24 protein-coding genes, 1 tRNA gene and 1 rRNA gene are annotated in these 22,549 nt (G+C 60.0%); 14 read left to right on the forward strand and 12 right to left on the reverse strand.

All coding sequences use genetic code 11. The features are described 5' to 3' along the window. From Q0K02_RS12065 to Q0K02_RS12085, 5 genes are all read left to right on the forward strand, one after another. Window positions 1-76 (forward strand) — tRNA-Lys (locus Q0K02_RS12065). Window positions 77-175: 99 nt separating this feature from the next. Further along, window positions 176-1,816, forward strand: coding sequence for a sulfatase-like hydrolase/transferase (locus Q0K02_RS12070; protein WP_294489346.1), 1,641 nt, complete (start codon window positions 176-178; stop codon window positions 1,814-1,816). A 133-nt stretch (window positions 1,817-1,949) separates the two neighbouring features. Continuing rightward, a 5S ribosomal RNA gene (gene rrf / locus Q0K02_RS12075) occupies window positions 1,950-2,064 on the forward strand. 58 nt (window positions 2,065-2,122) lie between these two features. Further along, window positions 2,123-3,508 carry an MATE family efflux transporter gene (locus Q0K02_RS12080; protein ID WP_294489349.1) on the forward strand — a complete coding sequence of 462 codons (1,386 nt, stop codon included), beginning with the start codon at window positions 2,123-2,125 and terminating at the stop codon, window positions 3,506-3,508. Between the two features lie 53 nt (window positions 3,509-3,561). Then, window positions 3,562-3,978, forward strand: a complete 417-nt coding sequence (locus tag Q0K02_RS12085; RefSeq protein ID WP_294489352.1) for a (deoxy)nucleoside triphosphate pyrophosphohydrolase — start codon at window positions 3,562-3,564, stop codon at window positions 3,976-3,978. A 299-nt stretch (window positions 3,979-4,277) separates the two neighbouring features. On the opposite strand, the gene Q0K02_RS12090 is transcribed toward Q0K02_RS12085, so the two are convergent. The 9 genes from Q0K02_RS12090 to Q0K02_RS12130 form a co-directional block, all read right to left on the reverse strand. After that, window positions 4,278-4,934: an FmdE family protein gene (locus tag Q0K02_RS12090; RefSeq protein WP_294489354.1), complete on the reverse strand. Its 657-nt coding sequence runs from the start codon at window positions 4,932-4,934 to the stop codon at window positions 4,278-4,280. A 38-nt stretch (window positions 4,935-4,972) separates the two neighbouring features. Further along, window positions 4,973-5,914 carry an ABC transporter ATP-binding protein gene (locus Q0K02_RS12095; RefSeq protein WP_294489358.1) on the reverse strand — a complete coding sequence of 314 codons (942 nt, stop codon included), beginning with the start codon at window positions 5,912-5,914 and terminating at the stop codon, window positions 4,973-4,975. After that, window positions 5,904-6,917: an iron ABC transporter permease gene (locus tag Q0K02_RS12100; protein ID WP_294489361.1), complete on the reverse strand. Its 1,014-nt coding sequence runs from the start codon at window positions 6,915-6,917 to the stop codon at window positions 5,904-5,906. The genes Q0K02_RS12095 and Q0K02_RS12100 overlap by 11 nt, the downstream gene beginning before the upstream one ends. Window positions 6,918-7,013: 96 nt before the next feature. Continuing rightward, a complete protein-coding gene (locus Q0K02_RS12105; protein ID WP_294489364.1) occupies window positions 7,014-8,186 on the reverse strand; it encodes an ABC transporter substrate-binding protein in 1,173 nt (390 codons plus the stop codon). A gap of 154 nt (window positions 8,187-8,340) precedes the next feature. Then, window positions 8,341-8,919 (reverse strand): nitroreductase family protein, encoded by a 579-nt coding sequence (locus tag Q0K02_RS12110; RefSeq protein WP_294489366.1) that lies wholly within the window; start codon window positions 8,917-8,919, stop codon window positions 8,341-8,343. A 163-nt stretch (window positions 8,920-9,082) separates the two neighbouring features. After that, window positions 9,083-9,556 (reverse strand): periplasmic heavy metal sensor, encoded by a 474-nt coding sequence (locus Q0K02_RS12115; RefSeq protein ID WP_294489369.1) that lies wholly within the window; start codon window positions 9,554-9,556, stop codon window positions 9,083-9,085. 206 nt (window positions 9,557-9,762) lie between these two features. Then, window positions 9,763-10,455 (reverse strand): GDSL-type esterase/lipase family protein, encoded by a 693-nt coding sequence (locus Q0K02_RS12120; RefSeq protein WP_294489373.1) that lies wholly within the window; start codon window positions 10,453-10,455, stop codon window positions 9,763-9,765. A gap of 129 nt (window positions 10,456-10,584) precedes the next feature. Beyond that, window positions 10,585-10,905: an AzlD domain-containing protein gene (locus tag Q0K02_RS12125; RefSeq protein WP_294489376.1), complete on the reverse strand. Its 321-nt coding sequence runs from the start codon at window positions 10,903-10,905 to the stop codon at window positions 10,585-10,587. Next, entirely contained in the window at window positions 10,902-11,612 is a 711-nt protein-coding gene (locus tag Q0K02_RS12130; protein WP_294489379.1) for an AzlC family ABC transporter permease, read from the reverse strand. The genes Q0K02_RS12125 and Q0K02_RS12130 overlap by 4 nt, the downstream gene beginning before the upstream one ends. Before the next feature lie 645 nt (window positions 11,613-12,257). Here Q0K02_RS12130 and yedE point away from each other — a divergent pair. The 5 genes from yedE to selD are packed head-to-tail and all read left to right on the forward strand — an operon-like array spanning window position 12,258 to window position 16,138. Next, window positions 12,258-13,346, forward strand: coding sequence for a YedE family putative selenium transporter (gene yedE, locus Q0K02_RS12135; protein ID WP_294489382.1), 1,089 nt, complete (start codon window positions 12,258-12,260; stop codon window positions 13,344-13,346). Between the two features lie 19 nt (window positions 13,347-13,365). Then, window positions 13,366-13,569 (forward strand): sulfurtransferase TusA family protein, encoded by a 204-nt coding sequence (locus Q0K02_RS12140; RefSeq protein WP_294489384.1) that lies wholly within the window; start codon window positions 13,366-13,368, stop codon window positions 13,567-13,569. Then, a complete protein-coding gene (locus tag Q0K02_RS12145) occupies window positions 13,569-14,141 on the forward strand; it encodes a DUF3343 domain-containing protein (RefSeq protein WP_294489386.1) in 573 nt (190 codons plus the stop codon). Before Q0K02_RS12140 ends, Q0K02_RS12145 begins: the two co-directional genes overlap by 1 nt. Continuing rightward, window positions 14,138-15,046, forward strand: a complete 909-nt coding sequence (locus tag Q0K02_RS12150; RefSeq protein ID WP_294489389.1) for an NAD(P)H-hydrate dehydratase — start codon at window positions 14,138-14,140, stop codon at window positions 15,044-15,046. Before Q0K02_RS12145 ends, Q0K02_RS12150 begins: the two co-directional genes overlap by 4 nt. Before the next feature lie 24 nt (window positions 15,047-15,070). Continuing rightward, entirely contained in the window at window positions 15,071-16,138 is a 1,068-nt protein-coding gene (gene selD / locus Q0K02_RS12155; RefSeq protein ID WP_294489391.1) for a selenide, water dikinase SelD, read from the forward strand. A 335-nt stretch (window positions 16,139-16,473) separates the two neighbouring features. On the opposite strand, the gene Q0K02_RS12160 is transcribed toward selD, so the two are convergent. Further along, window positions 16,474-17,094 carry a molybdenum cofactor guanylyltransferase gene (locus tag Q0K02_RS12160; protein ID WP_294489394.1) on the reverse strand — a complete coding sequence of 207 codons (621 nt, stop codon included), beginning with the start codon at window positions 17,092-17,094 and terminating at the stop codon, window positions 16,474-16,476. Between the two features lies 1 nt (window position 17,095). Continuing rightward, entirely contained in the window at window positions 17,096-18,751 is a 1,656-nt protein-coding gene (locus tag Q0K02_RS12165) for an FmdE family protein (protein WP_294489397.1), read from the reverse strand. Between the two features lie 270 nt (window positions 18,752-19,021). On the opposite strand from Q0K02_RS12165, the gene Q0K02_RS12170 reads away from it, so the two are divergent. From Q0K02_RS12170 to Q0K02_RS12185, 4 genes are all read left to right on the forward strand, one after another. Beyond that, a complete protein-coding gene (locus tag Q0K02_RS12170; RefSeq protein ID WP_294489399.1) occupies window positions 19,022-20,026 on the forward strand; it encodes a site-specific integrase in 1,005 nt (334 codons plus the stop codon). A 186-nt stretch (window positions 20,027-20,212) separates the two neighbouring features. After that, window positions 20,213-20,506 carry a helix-hairpin-helix domain-containing protein gene (locus Q0K02_RS12175; RefSeq protein ID WP_294489402.1) on the forward strand — a complete coding sequence of 98 codons (294 nt, stop codon included), beginning with the start codon at window positions 20,213-20,215 and terminating at the stop codon, window positions 20,504-20,506. Between the two features lie 151 nt (window positions 20,507-20,657). Continuing rightward, window positions 20,658-21,827: a hypothetical protein gene (locus tag Q0K02_RS12180; RefSeq protein ID WP_294489405.1), complete on the forward strand. Its 1,170-nt coding sequence runs from the start codon at window positions 20,658-20,660 to the stop codon at window positions 21,825-21,827. A gap of 27 nt (window positions 21,828-21,854) precedes the next feature. Further along, the gene (locus Q0K02_RS12185; protein ID WP_294489408.1) at window positions 21,855-22,142 is read left to right on the forward strand and encodes a transcription factor; all 288 of its coding nucleotides are present in this window, start codon (window positions 21,855-21,857) and stop codon (window positions 22,140-22,142) included. Window positions 22,143-22,338: 196 nt separating this feature from the next. Here the strand turns inward: Q0K02_RS12185 and Q0K02_RS12190 are convergent. Next, the coding region (locus Q0K02_RS12190; RefSeq protein WP_294489410.1) for a hypothetical protein at window positions 22,339-22,549 on the reverse strand (211 nt) is incomplete at its 5' end.

Consider the following 22,549-nt stretch of genomic DNA (forward strand, 5'->3'; position numbering starts at 1 on the left):
GGGTCACTAGCTCAATTGGTAGAGCAGTTGACTCTTAATCAATTGGTTCGGAGTTCGAGTCTCCGGTGACCCACCATGTGACTTTATGAGGCTGTTTACACAGCCTCTTTTTTTTGCTTAAAAGGAACTGCCCCTGCATCGGATCGGGGGCTTACTTCAGCCACGGGATAGCGTCATGCCCATTGTCCGGACGGTTCCATTCCGTTTTGTCCGCTCGTTCCTCTCTTTCTTTCTGGTGTGCTTCACGGTTGCCTTTCTTGTCATGTCGAAGCGGGAGTTCGACGAGGTGACCATCAATCAGGTGCTGTTCCACATGCAGCTCATGAAGGACAACATCGTGACCATGCCGGGAGACTTCATTCATGTCTTTCTCTGGCATGTGCGCAATGCCGTGCTGTGCGCCCTTACCTTCGCCTTTCTGCGGGAAGCGGCAGTGCGCAGACAGGAAAAACCGGGACTTTTGTTTGCGGCGGTCTGTCTGGCGTTTGTGGCTCTGTGGTTCATCGTGCCGGGCTCGTTCATCGACGACGCCTTCGTCGCGGTGCGCTGGATCGTGGTGGCGGCGCTCGTGATTTCCGCCGCCGGAGCCGCGGGGCTTGCCGGACGCCTGGCCCGTTTTCCGGCCCGCGTCGTTCACTGGCTCTCCGGCGGATGGCGGCTTGCCGGCATATGGTTCGGCATTCTGCTGTATTCCATGTTCTATGTGAACTTCTTTACCTTCTTTCAGGAACAGGCCGTGCTCGGCGATTTTTACACCGAAGGCGCGTACATTGACCCCAGAACGGTGAAGGTTTCCGGCACGGGCACGAAAAATCTCATCATCATCTACTGTGAGAGCATTGAGGACACCTTCGGCAGAAGCGACGTTATGGGGGAAGACCTTCTTGCTCCGCTGCGTCCTTCCATCGAAACGCCCGATCTGCGCATCGATCAGATGCCCGGGGCGGATTTCACCATCGGCGGCATTGTGGCGTCGCAGTGCGGCATTCCGCTCAAGTCCATTTCCATTCTCAGCGGCAATCTCACAGGATGGGCGCTGGACCGCTATCTGCCCGGAGCCGTCTGTCTTGGCGACTATCTCAAGGCCGACGGCTATCACAACGTGTACTACAACGGCTCAAGCGGCGTGTTTTCCGGGCTGAACAAGTTTTTTCTCAGTCACGGCTATCAGGAATTCATGGGCAAGGAAGACTGGATAGAGAAAAAGCACGTGGATCCCGCCACCATGAACACCTGGGCCATGTACGACAGCGACATGGTCGATCGCAGCATTGCCCGCATCGATGAGCTCATGGCCGAAGGCAAAAAGTTCAGCTTTGCGCTTTCCACCATGGACACCCATGAGCCGGGCTTTCTTTCCCCGCCGTGCGTGGACGAGGGCTTTTCGGAAAACTGGTCCGGCTATGTGAAGTGTTCCCTTTCTCAGGTGGAGCGGCTGCTCAGGCATATTCGCGACAAGGGCTGGGAAGACAAGTTCGTCATTCTCGTCATGGGCGATCATCAGGCCAGAATGGCCGAGATGGACAATGTGGAGCTCAAGCACGTGAAGGGACGGTATGTGCTCTGTTCCCTGCAGCGGGACGCCACCCTCAAGCCCGTGCGATCCATCATCACGCATTTTGATCTTTTTCCGACGCTGCTGACGGCGCTGGGTTTTTCCGTACAGGGCGAGCGGCTGGGCTTCGGCTACAACGTGTTTTCGTCGGACGTGCAACCGGAGGCGAATTACCGCGACAGGCTGCGCAAGAGAGTTCTGAGTCACAGCAAGGTGTACGAAAGTCTCTGGCTGCCGGAATATGCGGAGCGGGACGAGTAGGGCGGTTGGTTTGCACTTTGCGCCGGGCATGTTTTTCGGCCGGGAGGACGAAAAAGGACTTGCCAGCGCTGAAAGATTCGGATATAAGCAACAACACACTGACACTGACTGCATGATTGCAGTGGACATATTTGCTGGTGTCCATAGAGAAGCGGGTACACCCGATCCCATTCCGAACTCGGAAGTTAAGCGCTTCATCGCCCATGATACTGCGCATCTTTACGTGGGAAAGTAGGCCGATGCCAGCATTATTTTCAAGCCCCTGTGGAATTCCGCAGGGGCTTTTCTTTTATACGGCCTGTTTCTATGAAGATAGATCTTACCCAGGGCAGCCCTCTCAAGGGCATGTTGTGGTTTGCCCTGCCCGTGTTTCTCGGCAATGTGTTCCAGCAGGGATATCAGATGGCCGACCTTGCGGTGGTGAGCCATGTGCTCGGCGATGCCGCGCTTGCCGCACTCGGCTGCACCGTGGCCGTGTACATTGTGGTGGTCGGACTTTCGTCCGGCATATCCAACGGCTGTTCGCTGGTGATTGCCCGCTGTTACGGCAGTCGGAACGCGGGCGAGCTCGGCAGAGCCGTGACTGCGGCGCTGTGGCTGTGGGCCGGCATGTCGCTTCTGGTCATGGCGGCAGGGCTTTTCGGCGCGGAATCTCTGTTGCGCGCTCTGCGCACTCCGCCCGATGCGCTTCCGCTGGCGTCGGCGTATCTGCGCGTCATTTTTCTCGGCATGCCCGTGCTGCTTGCCTACAACATGCTTGCCGGTCTGCTCCGGGGCGTGGGCAACAGCTTCATGCCGCTCATGTTTCTTCTGGTTGCTGCTGCGGGCAACATTGCTCTGGATCTTCTTCTCGTGGCAGTTCTCGGCTTCGGCGTTTCCGGCGCGGCCGTGGCCACGGTGATTTCCGAGGGCTGCTCCGTACTGCTGTGTCTTGCCTACATGGTCGCCCGCTGCCCGGAGCTGCGCCCCGGAGGACGGGTGAGCGCACGGGCGTCTTCCCGGATGTCCCGTCTGCTGCCCGATGGACGCATGCTCGGCGAGATGCTGGGAACCGGACTTTCCATGGGATTCATGATGTGCTTTGTGGACATAGGCATTATGATCCTCCAGTCGGCCATCAACGATCTTGGAACGGCCACCGTGGCCGGATATGCGGCGGCAAGGCGTTTTCACAGCGTATTCATGCTGGCGCTCGGAACGCTCGGCGTGGCGGCCTCCACCTTTGCAAGCCAGAACATCGGCGCAGGACAGTGGATGCGGGCGAAAACCGGCGTGCGTCATGCCGTGCTTCTGGCGCTGGCCTGGGTGGCGGGCGTGAACGTGGTGGTGTGGTTTCTGGCGGAACCGCTGGTTCACCTTGTTACGGGAAGCGACAGCGCCGAGGTCATTCGGGCGGGAAGCCTGTATCTTCGCGTGGACGCTCCGTTCTATACCGGCATAGCCGTGCTTATTGTGCTGCGATGCGCGTTGCAGGGCATGGGCGGTCGGCTGTTCAGCCTGGGAGAGGGCGCGCTTGAGCTGGCGGGCAACGTGCTGTTTGCGCTGTTTGTGGTGCCGGCCATGGGATATATGGGCGTGTGCCTCTGCGAGCCTGTCACCTGCACCATCTGCGCCGTGTACATCAGCGTGTGCTACCTTCTGACGATTCGCAGACGGGAGAGAAGCATGCAGGCGCCCGCGGGCGTCCTGTAAGACGGAGTCCGGCGCAGGAATGAGACGTCGGAGTTTTACTGCGAGGAGAATGTATGGAAAAGGTCATCAAGGAAGTCATGGGCGGGGTGTTTTGGGAAAACGGCCGCATTCTTGTCATGCGGCGCGCGCCATTCATGAGCTGCCCCGGAAGCTGGGAGTTCCCCGGAGGTAAGCTGGAGGCCGGAGAAACGCCGGAGCAGTGTCTGGCCCGCGAGCTTCGGGAAGAGCTGCGCATTGAAGCGAAGATCGGGGAATATCTCGCGGAAAACAGTCATGATTACGACTTCGGCGTCGTACATCTCAGCGTGTACCGGGTGCTTTCCTGGAAAGGCGAGATTGCGCTCACGGTGCATGACGACATGCGCTGGGTTCCCGTGCAGGAACTTGCCGAGCTTCCGGGCCTGCTTCCTGCGGATGTTCCCGTGGCCCGCGCGCTGGAAAAGAAGCTCGGAGCTACCTCAAAGAAATAGGGGCGGATCGGCCGAAGCGAGCTTCCCGGACCGAGCCGAAGACTCGCGGATTCCGGCGGTCGATGGCGACTGACCGGGGTCCGGCCCGGCGGAGTGCTCTGTTTGTGATTGCTGAACGTTTGCGTGCTGAAGCGGCGCAGCGTTGTGCCTCCCGCCCCCGCCGTGCTTTGCCGAGGCGTTTCGGGGCGGGCAAGGGCGCTTTTTTTACGTTGAGCGCCTCGGCAACGCTGCCGCATCATTGCCGTTCGGGCAAAAAAAGAGCGGCACGCGCGGCGCCGCCCGTTTTTTCAGAAAAAGCGTTATCGACAACACGTCCGGCCGACGCCCTGGTGCAGATTGCCCCTTTCTTCCTGCTCAGCACAGTCGATGCAGAGCTTTCGTCCGTTGACTTCCCTGATGCGCGAGGCCATGACGCCTTCGCCGCAGGATTCGCAGACAATGGTCGGCAGGCGTCGCGCCGTGTGCGGCATGTCGCAGCGGGCTTCTCCCACTGAGAAAAGTTCCTCGAAGGGCAGGGAGAGAATCTGCTCCATGCTTTTTTGCCGCAGCTGCTCGCGTTCAAGCTCCAGCCGGGTGCGGTCCTCTTCCGAAAGATGTTTGGCGCTCAGCGCGTTGCGTATTTCCTGCGAACGGCGGGAAATGGCGTCGTCCCGCAGAATCTGGACAAGGCGCGCGCTCTTGTTGTCGCTGCGGCGGAAGAAGGTGAAGGCCACCTTGCCCCTGTCGCGGAAGATGAGATTGCCTTTGCCGAAGGTGCATCCCACCAGCGCCTGAATGGCGTCCACCGCGCACATGTCCGTTTCCGTGACGGCCACGATTTCCTCGTCGGCCGCGGTGCCGAAATGCTGCATGGCCCAAGCGGCAACCCGTATGCCGAGGCTGATGCCGGGGCAGGTGTGACCGTGAAAGGCCACGGCCTTGTCTATGAGTTCCTGAGTAATGCCTGAAGCGTACATGATGTCTCCTTGTCTTTTCTGCATGGCGGGGCCGGGCGTCATGAGCGGCGCGGGCACACCATGTCCACGGCTCCTGCGGAAATGCGCACGCACTGCGGGCCGTAAATGTGCTGGAGCACCGTTTCGGTCACGGCCTCATGCACGGGCCCCTGAGAGAAGATGCGGCCGCGCGTCAGCACGGCGGCTGTGTCGCAGAACCAGAGAATGTGGTTCGGGTCGTGGCAGCAGACCAGAATGGCCACGCCTTCGTCGGCCACTTCGCGCAGCACTTTCCATACCGCAAGCTGATTGCTGAAGTCCAGAGCGCTGGTGGGTTCGTCCAGAAGGATGAGCGGCGTTTTCTGCGCCATGGCGCGGGCTATGAGCACGAGCTGCCGCTGTCCGCCGGAAAGCTGATTGCAGGCGGCCTCGGCCAGAGACTCTATGCCGATGCGGCGCATGACGTCTTCGGCAATGATCCGGTCTTCCTCGCTCAGGCGGAACCAGCCGTTCATGTGAGGCGAGCGGCCCATGAGTACCATGTCGCGCACGAGAAAGGGAAAGGGCAGCCTGTGTTCCTGCGGAACGTAGGCCACGTGACGCGCGAGCTTTGCAGGGCTCATGTGAGCAATGTTCACGCCTTTGACGTGGACCTGTCCCTCCTGGGGATGAAGAAAGCCCATGCAGCAGCGGAAAAGCGTGGACTTGCCGCTGCCGTTGGGGCCGAGCAGTCCGCATATCTGCCCGGGGCGGACGCGGAGGCTGACGTCGTGAAGCACGGGAGCTCCGGCGTAGGCAAAGGAAAGATTGCGGATGTCGAGCGCGCAGTCTTCATCCGATGCGGCGGGCTCAGCCTGAACGGCAGGCTCTTCCGTCTGGAAAAGATGCCTGAGATGGTGAAAAAAGCCCTGCTGCGCTCCGCGGTGGAACAAAAGGAAGTCTTCGGCCTGGGAGGCGACGCCCCGCCCGGCGGCGCAGGCGGCGGAGAGCTTACGCGCCATAGAGTTCCCTCCCCTTGGCGCGGAGCAGCCACAGAAGGTAGGGCGCTCCGACGATGGACGTGATGATGGCGATGGGAATTTCCGTGCCCGTCAGTGTGCGGGCCAGCGTGTCGCACAGCAGCATGTACAGCGCGCCGAGCAGGGCCGATCCGGGGATGACCCAGCGGTTGTCCGGGCCGAACATCATGCGCGCGGCGTGCGGCATCATGAGGCCCACCCAGGCGATGATGCCCACGGCGGAAACGCATACCGAGGCGGCCAGCGTGGCCAGCACAAGGAAGACGACGCGCACCCGGTCGGGATGAATGCCGAGGCTGCGGGCTTCCTCGTCCCCCAGCGAAAGCAGATTGAGCTTCCACGCCAGAGCGGCGATGATGAGCAGGCAGGGCAGCACCGCACAGGCCGTGACGGTCACGTCGCGCCAGTTGGCGTAATAGAATCCGCCCATCATCCAGAAGGTGATTTCCCGAAGCTCCACGTCGGAAGCGAGATACTTCATGATGCCGAGCACGGCGGAGAAGAGCGACCCCACGATGATGCCGGAGAGCACCAGCGTGACGGGCGGGGTTTCGCCGCGGTTGCGGGCCAGAAGAAAGGAGAGCGTCACGGCGGCCATGCCGCCGAGAAAGGCTGCCGTCTGGCCGTTGGGAAACATCATGGGAAAGACGATGGCCAGCGCCGCACCGCAGGAGGCTCCGGCCGACACGCCGAGAATGTACGGCTCCACCAGCGGATTGCGGAAGCACCCCTGATACACCGTGCCGGAAACGGCCATGGCCATGCCCGTCATGACGGCAAGAAGCAGCCGTGGGAGGCGGATGCGCCACACGATGACGTCGTGCATTTTCGAGGCCGAATCCTCGCCGAGACCGAGATGCGCGGCAAGAACGTCCGCCACGTTGCCGGGCGTGAGATCGTAGTCGCCGGAGAGCATGGCCAGTATCAGAGCTGCGCCCAGGGCGAGAGAAAGCAGCATGACCAGAGGAGCGCGAAAGGATGTCATTATGGCCTCGCACGATGCGGCAGGAGCATGGGCGTCCTGCCGGAAGGGGCGGGACGCGTTTTCCTCATCCAGAGTTAAAGGAGAACTTTAAAGACCTCAGAAGTCGGCTTCATCCATCCAGTCGAGCAGCTGCGTGCTGCGCAGACCTCTGGCGGTTTTTTCATCCACGCCGTACACGTCCTGATAGAAGCGGAGCGCGAAGTCGTACACGCTGATGTCCGCAAAGCGTTCGGGATAGGCGGCCTTGGCGATGATGAGCATGTCGAGCGGATATTCCACGCGGCGGGATGCGTTCATGGGCGACCAGGGGAGAGCATAGACTTTGCGATGCTTCACCGCCTGCAGCTCCTGAAGATTTTCATAATAGGGGGCGTCGTAGAGCTCCCGGGGCGGATGGTAGCCGTTGGCCGTGGGCAGAATGACGACGTCCGGCTCGCAGGCGTAAATTTGTTCCGCGCTCATGGGCACGGACGTGCCCTTGCCCCGATAGGCGTTTTGGGCATGCGCCACCTGCTCGATGATGTAGGATTCCGGCGTGTCCACGCCCTGCACCGAACCTGCGCCGCCTTTTTTCCTCACGTCGGGACGCAGTCCGAGGAGAAGAACGGACGGGCGCTCGCTTTCCGGAATGTCTTTCGTGCGTTCGCGTATCATGGTTTCGGTCTTTGCCAGAGAGTCGGCCAGACGCTCGGCCTGTTCCCTTTTGCCAAACAGTTCGCCGATGATGCCGGCTTCCGTCTTCATGCTGGAAAGGTCGGAAGAGCGGAACCAGGTGGGGGAATACAGCACCACGAGCGGAAGACCGAGCGCCTCAATGGTGTCCACGGTTCTTTTCACCTTGTCCTTGTCCGTGCCGACCGGCGTGTCGCCCACGCGCAGAATCACCACGTCCGGCGCGGCGGAAGCCAGCGTTTCAAAGCTGATGACGTTGCCCTGCGGAGCGTTGACGCAGGGCAGATCGTTCAGCCACGGGTGCAGATACTTCATGGTGTGCCAGCCGCGATATTCGCGGCTTTCCCCGGAACGGGAGGGAATGACGTAGCGGTAGTCCCGCTTCATGGACCATGAGCCGATGACCTTGACTTTGCTGATGACGCCGAGATGCGTCATGACCTCTTCGATGAAGCCGTCGTCGATGGTGGCGACGGCCTGGGGATCGTCGGGAACGGAGACGGCGACGCCTCGCATGTCGGTGACGACTCCGGCCTGCGAGGTCAGGGGAAGAATCGCGAGCATGACGGCCGCGGCAAGGGAAAGGACTGGTTTCATGAGGGACTCCGAAAGTATGCTCGGTGGCACAAAAGAAAATAACGTGTCACCACGAGAAGAGGTAACACGTTTTTTGAAGAAATGCCATGAGAACTTCGGGCGCGCAGGCCCGGAGCCGGGCCTGCGTTCCCATGCGCGGCGCTGTGTTTGGGCGCTATTTTTTAATGATGATGGCTTCGTCGAGAGTGATTTTCGGCACGCAGTGTACGTCGTTTTCGTCGCGGTAGTAGGAAAGACTGCCGTCGGCTCTGCGTTCCACGAGACGGCGTTCTTCATCGGGTTCTCCGACGGCGAGCACCAGCTTGACCTTCAGATCGTCCGGCAGACCGACGAGAGCGGCGGCTTCATTCTTTTTGACGGCGCCTATCATGCAGCAGGCCAGACCGGCCTCGCAGGCGGCCAGATTGATGCTCTGGGCCGCAATGCCGATGTCGATGGTGGCAAAGTCGTCCATGTTTTCCGGGCCCGCAATGACGATGAATCCGCCGGGATGCTGCTTGTCCGTGGCGCGCTGTTCCGGGGTGAGGGCACCGCCGAGCACCACAAGGGCGTTCATGGCTTCGCAGGTGTCCTTGTCGCTGATGGTGACGAAGCGCAGCACCTGCTTGTTGCGGGCGGAGGCGGAGAGACGGGCGTGATCCACAAGTTCGGTCAGCGTTTCGGAAGAGATGCGGTGATCGCCCTTGAAGCGGCGGCAGGTTCTGGCCCGGGAAATAAGTTCTTTCAGTTTCATAGGAATGCTCCATGCGGAAAAGAAAACGGAAGCCGCGGCGCTGCGGTTTTCCATGAAAAAAAAGGTCCCTTCAGCATATGATGAAGGGACCATGACGGCAAGACGGAACTTGTCGTTTGACGCCGCCGGAAAGATTTCCGGGGCGTTGAAGCGACCGGCAGAATCAGCGCCAGCAGCCGTAGTTATGACCGTAGCGGGGCATGCCGCACCAGCCGTTTCCTCCGTGATGGTAGCCGCCGTGACGATAGGCCCCGAAGCAGGGCAGACCGGCGTCGGCCATCTTGGAATAGAAGTCTTCATTGATGGAGCGCAGCTGCTCGTGCAGCTTGGAAATGTCTGCAATGATGGCCTTCAGTTCTTCAGGCTTGACGTTGGGGTTGGGGGAAAGCGCGCGAAGTTCGAGGCCCTTCTGGGTCAGCTGATCGTAGATGGGACGAACGGCGTTGCGATGCTCTTCGCAGAGCTTGTCCATCTGGGCGCGCTGTTCCTCGCTCAGAGCGGGCGTGCCGCGATAGTCGTTGTTCTGATAGTAACCGTGATGACGTCCGGGGCCGTCGTGATAGGCCATGGCGACCATGGGTATGGAGGCAAGAACGGCGGCAGAGAGCAGGGAGATGGAAAGAGTCTTCTTGATCATGGCGTGTTCCTTTATGCTGAATGAAAGAAAGGTTCAGGGGAAGTACGAGTTCAGTATATAGAAAAGAGGGAAGGTCTTGTCACGTTTCAAACTGTTGCAGGGCGTATTTTTTTGTAACGCAGTACGAAATATATTAATAAAAATAAATAAAAACAAAATATTATAGCATTACCAAGCGATTTTGGCATGAAGGGGCGAAGGCGGCGTCAGAGAATCATGGAGCGCACCTTTTCAAACACCGCGTTTGCCAGCGCGGCGTGATCTTCTTCGCTGAGGTGCATGCCGTCCACGCCGTGGGCCTCGCCCCAGGGCTCTCCGCCGATGGCTGCGGCGGCGTCCAGAAAAAAGGCGTCATGCGTTTCGGCCACGCTCCGGTAAAGCTCGGCAAGCCGGCGCGATTTGCGGGGCGCATCGACATAGCGGGCTCCGGCAAGCTGCATTTTGCGCTCTCCGATGAGCGGAGGGGACATGATGAGCACCTGCGGATGCGGATAATCCAGAAGTTCGTTCCAGGGAAAATGTCTTGCCACGTCCACGAGCTCTGCCATGCCTTCGGCAATATCGTGTTCCGAGCGCTGAAGCACGGATTTCATGTCGTTGCTGCCGAGCATGATGACGACGATATCCAGCGGCAGATGCGACAGCAGGCAGGCGGGAAGGTAGTCCAGCGCGCTGAGCCCCGCGCCGGGCACGGACACCCCGCTGCCCACGGTGGCCTTGTCCCGCACCGTTCTGCCGCCGAGTCCTTCTTCCAGCACTTCCCAGTCCCGGCCGAGAAGTGCGGCAAGACGTCCGGTCCAGCGTATGCTTGCCGGATAACGCAGCGTGGGGCCGGAAAGTGCGGCTTGCCATCCGTAGGTGTTGGAATCGCCGAAACAAAGCAGGCGTCGTCTGGTCACGAAAGTTCTCCTTGATCGAACAATGCAGAAAAAATTTGGATTCCGGGTGGCCGCGTTGGAGTGCAGCATGATGCGGACGCGCAGTGCGGCGCGGCGTCCGGCAGGGCGTTTCGGACGCGGGGCGGAGGGTCAGAAAAAAAGCTGAATCATGGCCATGTAGCAGAGCGTGCCGCCTGCGATGGTAACGGCCATGTTGCGTTTCCAGAACTGCAGGGCGACGGTGACGAGAGAGGCGATGATTTCGGGAACGCCGTTGCTGCCCGGCACCAGCGTACCGTTGCGGAAGCAGTACACCACCAGCATGCCCCAGATGGCCGAAGGCAGCACCGAACCGAGATAGGCGATGACGGCGGGCGTTCTTTTTCGGAATAAGAGAAACGGCGTCCAGCGGGTGATCTGGGTGGCCAGCACGGCCAGACCGATCATGACGGCAGCCTGAAGCGTGGTCATGGCCGTGCTCCTGTCATGGTAGAAAGTTTTTTGCGGAACAGAAGAAGCAGAACAATGATGAAGAACATGGCGGCCAGAAGAAAATAGGCCGCGCCGAAGGCCAGAAGGCAGCCCAGCGTGACGCCGAGTCCGCCGAGAGAAGCCGCGTGCTGCCTCTCCTGCTGCCAGCTGCTGACGAAGATGGCCAGAAAAAGGGCGGGCAGAACAAATTCTATACCGCGGGTGTCGAAGGGCATGTCGGCGCCGAATATGGCGCCCACGGCGGTGGCGAGCACCCAGTAGGCTTCGTTGAACAGCGTGACGAAAAAGTAATACCAGCGTTTGTCTGCGCCTTCGGGAACGCGTCCCATGCCGAGAATGGAAAATGTTTCGTCAATCAGCCCGTAGATGAGATAGGGCTTCATCGCTCCGGCGTCGCGGTAGCGGTCGAGCATGGCGATGCCGTAAAAAAGATGCCGCGCGTTGACCACCAGCCCCACGACAAAGGCCGTGACGGGCGCAAACGGGCCGGTAATCATGCTGGCCATGATGAATTCCAGGGAGCCTGCAAAAATGGTGAGCGCCATGAGAATGGGAAAAACGGGCTCAAATCCCAGCGAATGCATGTACAGTCCGTAGGAGAAGCCGCAGAAGCCGAAGCCGATGAGAATGGGCAGCGTAGAGCGAAAGGCAGCCCGCGCCGAAGCTGCCGCAAGTGATCCGGCCATAAAAACCTCGTGATGAATTGCAAAAAGGTATCACCGGTCGTCGTTCCCTGCAACAGGGAATGTCTGCAACGCCTGACAAAAACAGGCATATGTTCTGAAAAAGACATCGTGCTCCGACTGCCGCGCATGGAAGCGCCCGACTATGCCCAAGGTACAGGGCGTTTTGTCTGCGGAAGGTCCCTTTTTTCTTTTGTATTTCCGGGGCGTCATAGCTTCTGAGAGAGGGATGCGCTGCGGGAAAGAGGCCCGGATTGGGAAATGATATCGTCTTGTTGCAGAAGACTCACGGTTTGCTCTGCCCTCTGTTTCGGGTGCAAGGCATATTTTTCTTGCAAGCGGACGAAAACCGGGGTTATATTCACAGGCAAATCACGTCAGGGGATGCCATGTCTGCTTTCAGGTACACAAGGTCGAGGACGACCGTTTTTTCCGTGGAACGTCAGTTCCCCGGCGGTACCTGACGCGCGTGTTCAGCGGAACTGGAAGTTCCCCTGAGACTCTTCGGACGCGCGCAATAATCCTCTTTCGTCTGAATCCGGGCTCTTCCTTCCGCGGCAACTGTGCGGGGTACACGGTTCTCACTCGGTCATGTCGCCAAAAAAACGGCGTGGCAATGGTGACACACTTCTATGGAGGAGCCTTTTCATGAACGGCAAGAATCCCTTTGCCGGCACCGCCGGCATCATCTTCGTCGGCGCGTTTATCGGCGTTGCAGCCATTCTGCTGCAAAAATTCGGCAATCCCGCCAACATGGGTATATGCGTGGCCTGCTTTGAACGCGACATCGCGGGCGGTCTCGGGCTGCATCGCGCCGCCATCGTGCAGTACATCCGGCCTGAAATCATCGGCTTCGTGCTCGGTTCCATGGGCATGTCGCTCATGGTCGGCGAGTTCCGGCCCCGCGGCGGCTCCGCGCCCATCGTCCGATTCATTCTCGGCATGGTTGCGGCCGTCGGCGCACTGGTCTTTCTCGGCTGTCCGTGGCGCACCATTCTCCGTCTTGCCGGCGGCGACGGCAACGCGCTGTTCGGTCTTGCCGGGCTTGTCTGCGGCATAGGACTGGGCACGCTGTTCTTCAAGCGCGGCTATTCTCTCGGCAGCAGCGTCAAGCAGAACGCCGCCGCAGGCTGGTTCTTCCCCCTGATCATGCTGGGACTTCTGGGGCTGTATCTTGCCTTCCCGCAGGTTCCCGGACAGGCGCAGAGCGGGCCTCTTTTCTATTCCGTGAGCGGCCCCGGCGCTTCCCATGCGCCGTTCCTTCTGTCTCTCGGCGTGGCGATCGTCATCGGAGCGCTTGCCCAGCGCAGCCGCTTCTGCACCATGGGCGCGTTCCGTGATCTCATTCTCTTCCGGTACGGACATCTGTTCTTCGGCGTGGCGGCCATGTTCGCCGCGGCCATCATCGCCAATCTGCTGACGGGCGGCTTCCATGCCGGATTCGCCAATCAGCCCGTGGCGCATACCGACGGCCTGTGGAACTTCCTCGGTATGGTCACGGCCGGTCTGGCCTTCGCGCTCGCCGGCGGATGCCCCGGCAGACAGCTCTTCATGGCCGGCGAAGGCGACAGCGACGCCGCCATCTTCGCCCTCGGCATGCTGGCCGGGGCCGCCATGGCGCACAACCTCGGCACGGCGAGCTCCGCTGCGGGCATCGGCGCGTACGGCGTGCAGGGCACGCTCATCGGCCTTGCCGTGTGTCTGGTCATCGGTTTTGCGTTTTCGAGAAAAGCCTGAGTCATAAAGGAGACTTCCTATGCTTATTGATACGCGCGGACTTTCCTGCCCCCAGCCTGTGCTCATGGTGTATCCGCATCTTTCCGGATCCGATCCCATCGACGTGCTCGTGGACAACTCGACGAGTCAGGAAAACGTCAGCCGGGCGGCCAGACGCAGCGGCTGGAACATTGAAGCCAAAGAAGAGGGCGACGGCGTCGTCCGGCTGGAGCTTCGCAAGTAATGCTTGAGCGACTGACCGGCTGGCTGAAGCGACGCGGCGGCAGGGAATCGGAAAACGCCTCTTCCGTGGAAAAGGGTTTTCTGGTCTTCCAGCATACCGGCGAGGTCATTCGGGCGGAACGCTGTCTTCAGTCGGCCGGTTTTCCGGTGGAGGTCAAGGGGCCTCCGCCGGAACTGCGCACCGGTTGCGACATGGTGGTGACGTTTCCGCTCATGATGGAATCCGCCGTCCGGCGGGTACTGGAAAAGGAGCGGCTTTCGCCCATGACCGTGGTTCCGGTAAGCGGACCGATGCTCGAACCCGTGTCGCTGTTCCGCACGAAGGATTTCGGCGACTGGTTCATGGTGCAGGCCGCCAACGTGAAGATTACCGTGGAGCGTTCCTCCGGGCGCATCGTCAACGTATCCGGCGGCGGCTGCCCGGATGTGCCGTATCTTGCGTCGCTTCTTGTCGGCGAAAGCATTGCGGGCGCGGAGGAACCCCGCGTGCAGGGGCACACCCTGTGCTCGTACGCGCTCCAGAAGGCGTTTCTTGAAGCCCGTCGCCTGTGGCGGCAGGAAGGTGGAGCATGAGCTGGCTGATATGCGGCACCGTGCCGGATGACGATTTTCCCCTGTGCCTGGGCTCCTGGAGGGTGAACGGCGACAGGCTTGAGCCCGAGGATGTCCACGTATTGGGGAAAGAGACCGTCGTGCCTTCCGTGCCCGTGCAGCGGGGCACGCCCGCGCTCGCGGCTGCGGCCTTGCTGGTGACGGAGAGACTCGGCGCGCCCCGTCCGCAGATTCTTCTTGCGGGGGACTGCGGCTCGTCGAAAGGAAGCTCGGCGCTCTATGCCTGGCTGGCGTCGTGGCTTGGAGAGGAGGAAGCGAATCTTTCCGGCCTGACGTTTCACTATCTTTTTCCCAGCGTGGACGGGCACAACAGAATTCTCATGGCGCTGGAGGCGCGCCGGGGCCCCATGCCGGCGCTTGTTGCCGATGCGGGCTTCATGTACGCCGCCAAGATGAGCGGCTACGCCTCGCGCTACGACGTGTTCACGCCGGATGCGGGAGAGCTGGCGTTTCTGGCGGATGAAAAAGCGCCGCATCCTTTTTATACGCGCGGCTTTCTTCTTTCGGAAGGCAATCGGGCCGAGGATCTGGCAAGACTTGCCTGGGAGCACGGCGACAGCGCGCGCCTTCTTCTTGTCAAAGGATCATCCGACCTTATCATGGAGGAAGGACAGGAAACAGGCCGTGTGACGGAGCCCTGTCTGCCGTTCATGGAACCGGTGGGCGGCACGGGCGATCTCGTCACGGGGCTGCTTACGGCGTTTGCCGCGGCCGGATTTCCGCTGAAGGAAGCCTGTGTGCTGGCGGCGCAGGGGGCGCGTTTTACGGGAGAGCTGACGAACCCGACGCCTGCGACGTCCATCTCGGCCTTCATGCCCTTTGCGGCGGAAGGCGCGATGCGGGCGCTGAACATGAAAAACAGGTAGGCACGCGACGTGCCTGGAGATCGTATGTCGACATTCTGTCTGATGGATAAAACCAAGGGCGCCGGTTGAGCGGCGAAGACGGCTCCGGAGTTGCTGGAGCAGATTCTTTCCGACATCACGCCGCCGCCGGACAGGGAAGGGCGCGTGCTGCACGGCTTTTCCAACAATGAGGACGCCGTTCTGGTGAAGGCCCCGCCTGCGGGGCTCGCCCTGGTGCAGACCGTGGACATTCTCGGTCCCATAGGCAACAATGCGCGCCTTTTCGGACAGACGGCGGCCGCCAACGCGCTTTCCGACGTCTATGCCATGGGCGGATGGCCGTGGTCGGTGATGAACATCGCGGCCTTTCCTTCTCCCTCGGCGGAATCGGACACGCCGCTTTCTGTGCTGGCGGACATTCTTTCCGGAGCCATGGAAAAGGTGGGCGAAGCCGGGGCCGTGCTGGCCGGAGGTCATACGCTGGATGATGAATGGATCAAGTTCGGTCTGTCCGTCACGGGGGTGATTGATCCTGCGCATGTGGCACGCAACGACGGCCTTGTGCCCGGAGACGCGCTTATTCTCACCAAGCCGCTGGGCACGGGCGTGCTTGCTACGGCAGTGAAGGCGAAGTGGCCCGGCAGCGACGAGGCGGAGCGCGACATGTACCGCTGGACGACCAGATTGAACGCAAACGCCTCTTCGCTGATCCGCGACATGGGCCTCAGGGCCGCCACGGACGTCACCGGCTTCGGCGTCGGCGGCCATGTTCTGGAAATGGCCAAGGGCTCGGGCGTTTCCGTGGAAATCGACACGGCGGCGCTTCCGTTCATCGAACAGGTGGAGGATTTTGCTTCCTGCGGTCTGATTCCCGCGGGAACGTATCGCAACCGGGACTACTGCGCCTGTCATACGCTGGTTTCGGAAAGCGCGGACGAGCTTCGCGCCACGCTGGCCTTCGATGCGCAGACCTCGGGCGGACTTCTGCTCGCCGTGCCTGCGGAACGAAGGCAGGAAGCCTGCGAGCGGCTGGCGGCGCTGGGAGAACCGGCCTATTGCATAGGAAGGGTGCTGCCTCTTCGCGAAGCTCGGGAACAGCTCATTCTGGCCTGACGAATAAAAAATACCCCGGAAGTACGGCTTCGGCTGCATTTTAGGGGTGTTTTTTTATTTAAAAAGGGAGGATGGAGGAAAAGAGACGCCGGGCAACAGGCGGGATGAAAAGGCGGGGCGCGTCGCTCTTTCAAGCGATGGTTGAAGAATCCTTGCCCGAAGGCGGGGGCGATGCTTTTCATCAGCAAAAAGTCTTGGCGAGGCGGAAGCGGGGCTTTTGGAAAAAACGATGCGGCGAAAAGGGCGCTGAGGCGGATGCGGGGGCCACGCAAAAAAACGCTCCGCCCAAGGTCGGACGGAGCGTTGATACAGGGGAATCGGCAGGGAAACTTTCGTCAGCGGCGGGTCGTAAGATAGCCGACGGCCCATTGAAATTCTTCCTGCGTGTTCATGTTGAGAAAGGCCGGGGAGTCGGGCCGGGGCACCAGACAGTTGCCTTCCCGGGGCAGGGCGGACCATATGCCCCAGCGCCCCTGATGCAGGGCCTTTTCCAGCAAGGGGAGACTCTCCGCTTCGTAAATGCCGATGAGAGATTCCAGAAATCCGTCCTTGTCGATAAAGGTCGTGCGCAGAAGAGTCGGGCTCTGCGGATTTCTTTCCGCCAGGGCGCGGGTGCGCGCCCGGATGAGCAGTTCGAGAATGTCCGGCGTCATGAGCGGAAGATCGCACGGAATGGCCAGCACCGGAGCGGGCAGTCTGCGAAGCGCGGCCACCAGTCCTTTCAGCGGCGTGGGCGGGCCGTCTTCTTCATCGGGAACCAGCGTCGCGCGTTTGTCCTTCATATCTTCCACCTGATCCGCACGGCAGGACACGGCAAGTTCACGCACCTCTTTCAGCGAGGAAAGCAGACGGAGGCTGAAATCCGCCATGTCTCCCGCGCCGCCGTGCACGACGACGCGGGATTTGTCGTTTCCGAAACGGGAGGAAAGCCCTCCGGCCAGCACGAGCCCCGTCATGCTACTTGCCGAATCCGCACTTGGGGTAGGTGCAGATGGAGCAGGCCATGCAGTAGCCGCCCTCGCCGAGGCGCGCAAGCTCGCCGCGGGTGATGCGGCGGCCGGCCAGCAGGCGGGGAAGCAGCAGGTCGAACACGGTGTTCTTGAAGAACAGCGCGCAGGCCGGAACTCCCATGACCTGAATGTCGCCGGACGCAGATTCCATGCGTCCCACCATGGCCATGGCTCCGGGCAGCACGGGCATGCCGTAGAGCATGTCCGTCAGGCCCGCGTCCAGAAGCGCGGGACGCGTTACGTCGCCGGGATCCACCGACATGCCGCCCGTCGTGACCAGCAGGTCAATGCCGGCATCCTTCATGCGCTGCACTTCGGCCGCAATCTTCTGTCTGTCGTCGGGCACGATGGCGGTGCGAAGAATGTCGCAGTCGTACTGTCTGGCCTTTTCCTTCATGACCGGAATGAATTTGTCCTCGATGAGCCCGTTGAACACTTCCGTGCCCGTCACCAGCACGCCCATGCGGGCGCGGCGCAGAGGCGTCACCGTGAAAAGCGGCTCGTCGCCGAGCACGGTCAGAGCCTGGCCGAGCAGGGCGCGGTCGAGGAACAGCGGAATAGCGCGGGTTCCAGCCACCTTTTTGCCTTCCTGCACCAGCGTGGCGTCCTGACGTGAGGCGCACATGACGTCCGGCACGAGATTGAAGCGCTCAAGCTTTTTCACGTCCACGGAAAGAAGACCGGAACAGTCGGCCACAAAATCTATTTTTCCCTCGCGGGGAGGAAGCGAGTAGCGCACGCCGGGACCGGCCATGCGTCGGGCAAAACTTTCCGCCGCTTCGTTTTCATGCGCCGGAGCTTCGCCTTCCACGGAAACCTGCTCGTCGATCACGGCCACGTCAAAACGGCCTATCTGCTGGAGTCGGCAGAGGTCGCCGGGGCTCACGGTCTGACCGGCGGTGAAGGCCGAGCCCTTGAATTCGCCGGGAACGATGCGCGTCATGTCGTGCGCCAGCACCTTGCCCACCGCTTCTTCGGCGGAAACTACCCGTATGCCCGGAGCCGCAGGACGGGATGTTTGCGCTGCGTCGGCGCTGGTCGTCGCGTAGTAGCGTTCGCCCTGACAGGCGCGGCAGATGGGGCCATCCTTTAAAGGATAGCCCTCGCCGCACACCGGGCACACGGCTACGGCCCCGGTGTGAGCATGGCCGAGAAGCGCGGCATGCACGGTCACTTCCTCCACCTTGCAGATGCTGTCGCCGGCTTCTTCAATCTCACGCAAAAGTTCTGCTTCGTTCTGCTCGCGCTTGGGCTTGCGCTTCATGAGCCAGTCGTAGTATTCCGGCCAGGCTTCGAGTTTTTTTACGTCCACGCTGACGCGCACGCCCTTGCCGGTATATTTGTCGTACAGGGTGACGGCGTATCTTCCTATGTCGCGCACCTTGACCCAGTTGTTGCCCATGCTGCACAATGAGAGCAGCTGCACGGCGTCCGGCAGACACTTGCGGGTTTCGGAAATGGCCTCGAACAGCGTTCCTTCCGGCAGATGCCGCTGCGCAAGCGCCACCATGTAGCCGCCGAGCAGAAGACCGGGAGCGGCGTAGCCGTGGAAGCGTTCCGCCATGCTTTTGAATTCATTGAAGGTGTAATTTCCTATATTCATGAGAAATCCGTGACTGTTGCGGTTGGCGGGATCTTTTTTACGCATGAGGGCGCTGTGGCTCTTCGCAATGCAGGCGCATCCCGCGGTACGCATCTGCCGGTATATAATCGGGATAGGACATTCCGGCAAGCCATGTTCAACTTTCCGCACGCCGAAAGCGCGCAATACGGCTGCATTTCACCATAGACTTATTCCCTGCAGCCGCAAGAAAGTCCTTTTTTCTGAAAAATCGCGATATATTCGGGCAACGTCCCGTCGGGAGAGCAGCGTATGGACCATACGGAGGAAGAGGTGTTTTCCGAGAAGCACGAACTGGACGACAAAACACTGAGAGAGGTGCTCCAGGCCTTTTATCACTGGCATGAAAAGGCGGCTTCGCCCGCGCAGCAGTGTTCGCGTTCCCGCGTGCTGCTGGTGTGTCTTGTCATGCGCTTTGCGGCGCTGAGACTGGGCGAGGCTCTGGCGCTCAACGATCTTACGGACATCGATGCCGAGCGGAGCGTGCTGCACGTTCGGGGGCGCTGGACCCGGGAGCTGCCCCTGCCGCGGACCGCCCTGAACCGCATGATGGAACTGCGCGACGCCCCGTACAACGTGCGCGCGAAAGGCGGACTCTGCCGTCTTGATCCGGCCTATGTGCGGCGCATTTTTTCGCTGCGCGCGGCGGAGGCCGGACTCCCGGATTTCCGGCCGACGGATCTGCGGAATTTTCGGGAACAGGAGCTTCTTCGACACGGCGTTCCCCTTCCCACGGTGGAGTTTTTTCTCGGCAGAAGAAACGGCGGTCGGCCGAAGGCGGGCGAGCTGGAGCGGTTGCGGGAAATATTCCGTCAGTGGGAGTACGCAAGCCGCACGGGTCGGCACAATGTGGTGACCGGAACGCTCACGCTCATGAGACGGGGAGAGTTCTCGTGCCTGCTGTGCGTGACTGCGGCCGGGACATCCTTTCTTGTTCAGTGTTCCTCAAGAACCTTTGCGAGGCTTGAGCTCGCGGAGCAGAGCGAGGCGAGCATCGTGGTCCGTTCCCTGCAGGTGCAGGTGCTGAAAGAAGCGGTGGAGGAGGACAACTGCTTCGCCGGAACCGTCACGGACGTGCTCAGCTGCGGAGACGAGGCCAGAGTTATGATTTGTTTGAAAAATAACGAGCATCAGTTCTGCGCCATCCTTTCTTCCGAGTGCGTGAAAAGCCTTGCGCTGGAACCGAATGCGGATGTCTGGGTGCATATTCGTCCGGCGGATTTCACCTTCCGAACGGCGGAGCACGCTCCCGCCTGATCCGGGAGTTCACCTTTGGGGACGCATTTTTTATAACAATTATAATAAAAATTTCACAATCTGAGAAAATCAGATATAAATCAAGGGGGAAATTTTTTCCTTTTCAATAGAAACTTGACAGGCGAATCTCAAACGATTATTAGACCGGAACAACGTTTTCCACCTTATTTTTCAGGAGAAACTGTTATGGATATCAAGCGTATTCTTGCATGCTTTGCCGTTGCGGCCCTCTGCTTCGCCGGTCCTGCCTTTGCTGCCGAAAAGGCCAACCTGAACAGCGCCACCGAGGAAGAACTTGCCGCTGATCCCAACATCGGTCCTGATCTTGCGAAAAAGATCGTAGAGTATCGCGAGAACGTCGGCGACTTCACCAGCTACGACGAGCTGAAGGAAGTGGAAGGCGTCACCGACACCAAGATCAAGCAGATCAACGAACATTTTGAAATCGAAGGCGTTGCCAGCTTCGATTGCAACTGCTAACTCTTCACGCGTTTTCAACGCCTGAGTTGTATTTATAATTCCGGGATTTCACTGGGAAATCTTGAACTTCGTCAGACAGTGGCCGGGGCGGCGCAGAACGCTCTGGCCGCCATGTTCTGACGGGCCGGAATTAATCATCCAAGGAGTTCCTATGAACATGAGTGCTCTCAAGGGCCTCGGCAAGCTGTCTCTTGCTCTGCTGCTTGCCGCCAGCCTGAACGGAGTAGCTCTGGCCGGAGTGGCGCCTGTCGAAGGCAGCGCTGCCATGAAATCTCCTGCCTCCAATGCCGCCGTTGTGGCCAAGCTGATCGGTCTTGTGAACAACCGTCACGAGAAGACCATGCTCGGCCTCGAACGCACCATCAACGACGGTATTGTCATTCGTCAGAGCTACATCAAAGACGGTAAGATCATCATCCCTTCCGAAGGTCTGTACACCACTGCCCGCTCGAGCAACTGGTATCCCTTCGATAACGAGCCCACCACCATGGCCGGCAAGTCCTATCGCGTCATCGTGGACCGCTACATCCGCGACGTGATCCGCGACGTCGTCATGAAGAAGGGCGACATTATCACCAGCAACTCGGACAAGTCCCGCGGCTGGGAACTTTCCTCCGTGGAAGGTTGGGAAACCTACGGTCTGGCCGACGGCAAGGAAGCCGTTTTCAAGATCGTGAAGACCACCGGCAACTACTACGGTTCCACCTTCCCCGTGAAGGTCGGCACCAGCATCGGCAATGACGCCGCCGACGGCGCTCTGGTGCATGGTTCCAAGCAGCCTGTGGGACACACCGTTCCTGACGAAAAGAATAATCTCTCCCGCTTCGACTACGGCAGCAACGTTTCCAGCGTGGGCCGCACCTATGTCGTCGTGGACAAGATCGACGCCGACGACAATGTTCACGTTCGTGAACTTGCCACCGACAGCTGCACCGATCTTTATATGTCGCCTTCCAAGCCTGTTGTCGGCTCCTATGCCAACAACGCCACCTTCAAGGTCGGCGACGCCACTGTGGCCGTGAAGAACATCGGCAAGGACAGCGTGAACGTTTCCATCACCGACAAGGCCGGAAACGTCACCACCAAGAAGCTCTACATCGACTCCAAGAACGCCAAGTGGCTCATGCAGTCCATGGTTGAGCGCGACAAGTGCTATGTCGTTTCCAAAGACGGCAAGACGCTTGTTCATCTGAACATTCGCCCCGGCAACCCGTTCAAGGACGGTAAGGTTGATCTGGTTGCGTACTCTGATGTCGTCGACGTGCAGAATGGTTCCGACTGGCCTGATGACCCGCGGTTCCTGGCGCGTCCCGAGACCTGAGCTACCTGCACCTATCCGCACGAAGTCATGATCGCCAACAAGGAACCGATCGTGCTCGACGGCGGAGCCAACAACGTGTTTGTTGGTCCTAACAACCAGTTCAAGATCGTTATCGATGAATTTGACGGCAAGACTGTGAAGGCTTGGCATGTCGAGACCGCTAAGGCCAAGACTGGCAACCTCGCTACTCGCGCCGAGGGCAAGAACATTGACCTTGTCGTTGGCAAGGCGTGCCGCTCCACTGTTCACTTCATCAGCCGCTGGTACGGCAAGATGTACGATGAACATCTGAAGGGCATGGACGTGTTCAAATAACATCGGTCCGGCACGGGAATTCTGCGATTCCCGTGCCTTTTTCATGTCCCGCTGAGGCATGCATGACCTCAAGGTCATGCATGCCTCAGCAGAAGGGCCAGACTCATTGTCTGGCTTTTCTTTCCCTATGAGGCCTGAAAATTTCCGACGCAACGGGAGACGCGTCGTCGGAATTGCGGCGTCGAAGCGGTCTGTTTCAATGCCGTGCTGCGTGGGCTCTTTTTTGACAGACGGCAGGAGCGCCGGTTCCGAAAACTTTTTCGCAGTGTTCCTCGTCGACTCGCGCAGGCTCCCACAGGCCCACTCTCTGGCGGAAATTTTTCTGCTCAACATGTTCAACAGGCAGGTTTATCATGCCCGACAGGTATTCACGAAGAAATTTTCTTAAGCTGAGCGCGGCTCTGCTT

Source organism: uncultured Mailhella sp., assembly GCF_944324995.1.
Classification (GTDB): Bacteria; Desulfobacterota; Desulfovibrionia; order Desulfovibrionales; family Desulfovibrionaceae; genus Mailhella.